Here is a 6,369-nt window from a genome sequence, read left to right as displayed (position 1 = left end):
CACCAGCAGGAAGGACGAAGCAAACGGTTTCTTCGGAGGCGAGAGCAGTCTCACAGGGAATGTTGCGAAGGAGACTAATTCCACCTAAAAGCGTGCCTGGTTCTAATACTTGGAGCGAGACTGGTTTACTGGTACTGGGTTCGACCCCAACTAGGCGGACTTTACCAGAGTAGATAACTAATAGGTGGTTGGGTAGCTGGCTGTTAATGAGGATTTTTTGACCCATCCGAAACCTAAGTGGTTTCATTTTACCTATCCAATATTGTAGGTCGGTCGGTGATAACCTGTCGAATGGGGCAATATGTTCTAGAAAAACTTGAATATCGGTATGGGTTAAAGTTTGTTGGTCGGACATGATTGAATGTGGGGAAGGGTTTTTTAGGGGAAAGGGGAAAGGGTAAAGGGTAAAGGGTAAAGGGTAAAGGGTAAAGTAATCGAATAGTCCCCCAGTCTCCCAGTCTCCCAGTCCCCCCGTCCCTCTACCCCTTCGGCCAGGTAAAATAAAAAGTCGTCCCCTTGCCCAGTTCCGACTCTAACCAAATGGTACCACCTTCGGCTTCGACGATCTTTTTGACGATCGCGAGTCCGATGCCTGTACTGTCCGATCGATTTTGCGGATTCACAGCTTGGAAGATTTTAAACATCCGCTCTTGGTGTTCGGGGGCAATCCCCGAGCCATCATCAGACACCGCAAATTCATACCAATCTCCCCGCTGGGCGATCGCAATCCCAATCGTGCCAGCCTCGGAATGATGATGTTTGATGCCGTTGCCGATTAAGTTGACAAATACTTGAAATAATGGTAGGCGCTTGGTGATGAGGATTGGTAGCTCGGCGGGGAGAGCGATCGCAAATGTGGGTGGTGGAGCTAGTGTATCGATGACATCTGCTAGCAATCGTGCCACGGCGACGGGTTCGATCGCGTCCTCGCTGCGACCGACACGAGCATAGTCGAGCAGTCCGTCGATCGTCCCTGCCATCCGATCTACACGGCTGCGTAAGAGGTTCATTTGCGTTCGAGTAGCGGCGGTGAGTTGTCCTGCCAAGTCGTCCTCAATCCACCGGGAGAGATTGGCAACTGCGCGTAGGGGTGCTTTGAGATCGTGAGATACTACATATACAAATGAGTCTAGTTCGCGGTTGCGATCTTCGAGAGCGGCTTGGGTTTGCTTCCGAGCGGTAATATCCCGCGCAATGCCATACATCAAGTTTCGATCGGGATAAGGCATCGTACTCCACGATAGCCAGCGATAAGAGCCATCTTTGCAACGGTACCGATTCTCAAAATCCTTACTCTGCACGCCTGCATTTTGCCCTTGTCGCATCGCGGCGGCAGTGATTGCTACGTCTTCAGGGTGAATTAATTCGACAAAGGATTGCGCCATTAATTCCGCAGTGGTATAGCCCAATACCTGTTCCCATGCTGGATTGAGCCTGGTGAAATACCCGTCAAAGTTGCCGATTGCGAGGAGATCGATCGACAAATTGAAGAAGCGATCGCGCTCTTGCTCTGCTGCTACTCGTGCCGCTTCCAGCCGCTTGCGATCGGTAATCTCTTGCACCGTCGCGTTTACCCCCACCACTCGACCGCTGAGATCTGTTTGCGGGTAGTAGGCAGCTAACCAGTGCCGCTCCACTCCAGGCTGGGAAGGAGTGCTACCACTCAACTCTAAATCGAAAATTGGCTCCCCCGACTCAATAACTTGCCGATACAGGGCTTCGATCGCATCTGCCATTTCTGGCAACACATCCCGGATCGTCAGCCCGATATGTGCGGCGATTGGCAAACCATTAATTTGTGCCAGCCGCTCGTTGACCCGCACGAATTTCAGCTCGTTACTGATATAGGATAGTCCGATTGGAGCCGACAAATAAATAGCTTCGATTTCGCCTAATTGCTGCTGGATCGTGGCTTGCTGCGCCTGGAGGAGTGCTGCTGCTTGCTGGCGTTCGGTAATATCGCGCGAAACCGATAAAATTTGGCTGACTTGTCCATCGGCACCGAGGATCGGTGTGACGATTACTTCCCACCATTTCGGCGTACCTTTAGAAGTCGCACAATAACCATCAAACCGCTTGACTCCCCCAGCTAAGGCGATGCTAAAAGCAGTTTGCGCCGCTGCTCGGTCGCTATCTTGCCAGAATTCGCACCATTGGCTCCTAGCGACAGTGGAGAAGTCATCGATTTCCATCAGCGACTGTCCGTAATCGTTCATATAAATCAACCGACCTGCTAAATCCACAACTTTGATGCAGTCGCGATTGCTCTCTAGGATGCGACGGGTTAATTCTTCACTCTGGCGGAGTAATTCTTCATCGCGCTTGCGTGCGGTGATGTCCCGACCATTGGCATAGATTAATTGCCGATCGAGATCCGGGATCGCACTCCACAACAGCCAGCGATAGGAGCCATCCTGGCAGCGATAGCGATTCTCAAAATTAACTAGCGTATTACCTGCGCTCAAGCTTTCGACAACAGCCATCGTGGCGGCGAGATCGTCAGGATGCACTAAGCTGAGAAAGGGTTGTGCCATCATTTCAGCACTGGTAAAACCGAGCATTTCTTCGCAAACTGGATTGACCCGCACGAAATACCCTTCCAGATTGGCAACTACCAGCAGATCGATCCTTAAATCGAAAAAGCGATCGCGCTCTTGCTCGGCGGCGATCCGCGCCAGTTCAATTCGTTTGCGATCGTCAATATTCCGAAAATAAATCCCCAAGCCGACATCTGAGGGATAAGCATGAACCTCAAACCATGTTTCGGTTAGCTCATAGAATAGCTCGAAATGTACCGCCACTCGATCGGTCACAGCCCGATGATACTCCCGCTCGACAATCGTGCCCACCGTCGCGGGAAACACTTCCCAATGACTTCTGCCCAAATATTCTGCTGGTAATAAACCAGTTGTTTGGCGATATACTTCAGTTGCCGCCGAATTAGTATAGACGACCTGCCAGTCGCGATCGAGCGTCACATAGGCATCGGTCATACTTTCCCAAATCGTCGTAATCTGCTGGTTAGCTGCTGTCAGACTGAGTTCGACTTGTTTTTGGGCAGTGATATCTCGCCAGGAAGCCGTAAACCCATCATCTAATTTAGCAATCTGCACGTTATAGGCATTAGTCAATCGTTCGCCCCCAAATACATCCGTATATACTAAATCTTCTTTGACCAGCGGTATCCCCGTCTCGACCACCTGACAATACTCGGCAAACAATCCCGTCTCGCGAAGGGCCGGAAACACTTCACAGAGCGTTTTACCCCTGTCAGCCTCCGTCATCCGATTGCTCTGCATTGCCGTCATATTTAGATAGTCAAATCGAAAATCGACGATCTGCCCAGCACGATCGCGAATTGCCGAGCAAATGCCAAAACAGTCGAGCATATTTTCGATCGCCGTCCCAAACCGCTGTTCACACTGTCTCAATTGCCGTTGCAAGCGGTTATTTTCAATCGCACTGCGGAGCGTCGCGAGTAATAGCTCTGCTGTCAGGTCGCTCTTGACTAGATAATCTGCCGCACCCATTTTGATAGCGCGAACGGCAATCCGTTCGTTACCCTGCCCCGATATCATCACTACAGGCGGATTGCTGCCACTGGTTTGCACCGCTAATCGCTCTAGAAAATCTAGCCCATTGCCATCGGGGAGGAGATAATCGAGCAGCACAGCATCGATCTGGTGAGAGCGGCATAGTTCGAGTGCCGCTGCGACTGATTCTGCGATTAAGAGATGATAGTTAGAGTTGGACGATCTTAGGGCACGTCGATACAACTCTCGATCGGTAGCAACATCATCGACGATTAGCAGCGTGTAGGGCGAAGTACTCATAAATTTCAACTCGACCGTAGCAAACTACAGATTACTTGAAAATAATTTATCTGTAATCTATCCACTGACTTAGAGATTATACCACTAGCCCAAAGAAAGATGTCGGCATCGATTTGGGCTTGAAGTTTGAGTTTTATCCGCCGAGCGCTATCTACACCGATCCATTACGCACTAATTGCCGCAACTTAGCATGATTCTCGCAGTTGAGCTGCCTTTCTACAGGTCTAATCCTGTTATCTAACGATCTACCTTTGGGTAGAAGTGGTTCGAGCTGGATTCTGCAATGCTGTAGATGTAATCAGGAAAGCTAGCAAACAAAACTTTATGGCAAATTTACACGATATTGTCGAAGGTATTCAAGATGCCCTGGGCAATCTAACGCCAACCCCAGTTGTACTCCAATATGTATCGACTGCCTACGACCTCAAAAAGCTGCTCGAATGGGGCGAACCTGCCTTATCGATTATTGATATTCGCGAACATGAAGCCTTCAACCAAGGACGCATCACTGGGGCAGTCTCGATGCCCATGGAGCAGCTCGACCAGATGAAGTCTACACTCCAGCCCGAGCATGATATCTACATCTATGCCGAGTCTGACGATCGAGCGCATGAAGCCGCTCAAATGCTCAGAGCTGCTGGCTTTGAAGCCGTAACTCATATCATGGGCGGTCTGGATGCTTGGCACGAAATTGGCGGCCCGACTGAAGGCGTTCAAGAAGATGCCTCACCCCCAACCGCCGACGCATTTAATGTCATCTCTCGTCTGAAGGAAGACCATGATACCAAGGTGGCAGGTAAGGCGCAGCACGCTAACGACGATTGAGGGAATAGCTGCTGTGTACACACAAGTTTGGAGCGAAGCGAAAACCCTAGAAATCCCCCTCAATCCCCCTTGGAAAGGGGGACTTTAGAGCAAGCTTTCCAAGGGGGTTGGGGGATTTAGATCTGGAAACGGAGCAACAGCCGACTTGTGCATACACCGTAGGAGGGGGATAGGGGATCGAGACAGGGGATACTTTGGATGAAAACAATACCGAACAAAATTGTATTTTTACTTTCGCAGGAGGTCTATTTCTCCCTCTTCACCACATGATTGCCAATCTGACTGACAACGGCTGGGAAATCATCTACCATCGCGCTCACGCACTCCTAGCTGCCCAAGTAGCGGCGCATTGGGAGACTCCAGATGATACAGCTCATCTGGTGGATACGATCGCCGCGATCGCCCATCATGACGATCTAGAGCGCGAATGGCAAGGCGACTGCCTCACTAAAGCCGGGGCACCACTAGACTTCACCTTGGGCGAAAATTTGGAAGTAGCACCCCTGTACGAGCATGTGGAAAATGCCCTCTATCGGGGGCGCTGGGTCGCATTGCTGGTATCCATGCACATGAGCTTTCTAAATGAGGGACGGCGCGGCAAGCTCCCCGAACTCGATGAGTTTTTGGACAAACAAATCGAACTGCAAACCACCTGGCGCAAAAGCTTGAAGCTGAAAAAAGCTGATGTCCAGAAAGCCTATGACAAAATGCAGTGTTGCGATCGATTGTCGTTGATTTTGTGTCAGCGCCAGATCCCTGACGGTCAAAGATGGCTGGAAATCGCTACCGGGCCGAGTGGCGATCGACATGACATCTTAGAGCGTGAAGATGGGACGCTGAGTGTCCAGCCGTGGCCGTTTACCAGCTCAGAATTTACGCTGCGAATCGATGCTACTTATCCCAAGCAGATGAAATTTGCCAGTAACCAGGAATTGGTAGATGTCCTCCAAACAGCACCGATTAAATCGCTGGAGTGGACATTTCGTAAATAATTTTTAGCAATTAACTCACACTCTTTTTAATCATGAATGAAAATACAAATTTGTTCGATCGATTATTTCGAGATAGCACTGGTGAAGTTGTCATCATGCAATCACCTAATCTACCGATTATCATCTGGATTTCGGCGACGCTGCTAAAGTTTTTCTTTAAAACAGGTCAAGTCAAAGTTGCCTTAGATATCTTAGCTTTTGTTTCGCTGCTCTACTGGTCGATCCTCGAAATTACTCAAGGTGCCGATTATTTTCGTCGCGATTTAGGGGTCATCGTCCTGATTGCCCTAATTACTTCTGTCATTATTCAATTCGGTCAGACTCCGGAGATAACTACCCGTCCACTTAAATCTACCTCGCGATCGTAGGTTAGGTTTTTGTCTTGAAAAAGTCCTTCACTTGGGGAAACCCCAAGACCGGATTTTTCGCAGGTTTTAGGCTTTAGGCTTTAGGGCTTCGTTTTCGCTGGGATTACCCCCCCAACCCCCCCTTATAAAGCGGATGCGCGCACTGTTCGGGTTCCCCGACAGTGTAAGCGCACCAAGCAGGGGGGACTTTCGCTCCCTCCCCTTTATAAGGGGAGGTCTGGGGTGGGGTAAAGGGGCTATGCAGCAACTTTAACAGACTTGTGTATATACCGTAGTTGTAGGTTGGGGGTAAATCGATATTTAAACAAACTTTTGCGCGTATCGATCGAGCATTACTAGATATTCTGGATC

The 6,369-nt window shown here is 49.8% G+C and carries 5 protein-coding genes; 3 read left to right on the top strand and 2 right to left on the bottom strand.

Going from position 1 to position 6,369, the window contains the following annotated elements:
* Positions 1-355, bottom strand: a 355-nt coding sequence (locus RMO52_RS06255; protein WP_310411965.1) for a cyclic nucleotide-binding domain-containing protein, incomplete at its 3' end; no start/stop codon positions are given.
* Positions 356-479: 124 nt separating this feature from the next.
* Positions 480-3,833 carry a PAS domain-containing protein gene (locus tag RMO52_RS06250; protein WP_310411962.1) on the bottom strand — a complete coding sequence of 1,118 codons (3,354 nt, stop codon included), beginning with the start codon at positions 3,831-3,833 and terminating at the stop codon, positions 480-482.
* A gap of 324 nt (positions 3,834-4,157) precedes the next feature.
* Here RMO52_RS06250 and RMO52_RS06245 point away from each other — a divergent pair, with 324 nt between their 5' ends.
* The 3 genes from RMO52_RS06245 to RMO52_RS06235 all read left to right on the top strand — a co-directional run bounded on the left by RMO52_RS06245 (position 4,158) and on the right by RMO52_RS06235 (position 6,018).
* Complete coding sequence (locus tag RMO52_RS06245) at positions 4,158-4,658, top strand: rhodanese-like domain-containing protein (protein WP_310411959.1); 501 nt, start codon at positions 4,158-4,160, stop codon at positions 4,656-4,658.
* 266 nt (positions 4,659-4,924) lie between these two features.
* On the top strand, positions 4,925-5,650 hold the full coding sequence (locus tag RMO52_RS06240) for a DUF3891 family protein (RefSeq protein ID WP_310411957.1): 726 nt from the start codon (positions 4,925-4,927) through the stop codon (positions 5,648-5,650).
* 32 nt (positions 5,651-5,682) lie between these two features.
* Positions 5,683-6,018 (top strand): hypothetical protein, encoded by a 336-nt coding sequence (locus tag RMO52_RS06235; RefSeq protein WP_309741351.1) that lies wholly within the window; start codon positions 5,683-5,685, stop codon positions 6,016-6,018.
* Positions 6,019-6,369 lie beyond the last annotated feature (351 nt).

Source organism: Chamaesiphon sp. OTE_8_metabat_110, from assembly GCF_031382685.1.
GTDB lineage: Bacteria > Cyanobacteriota > Cyanobacteriia > Cyanobacteriales > Chamaesiphonaceae > Chamaesiphon.
The sequence above is the reverse complement of the archived record's forward strand: the minus strand, read 5'-3'. Positions and strand labels throughout refer to the sequence as shown.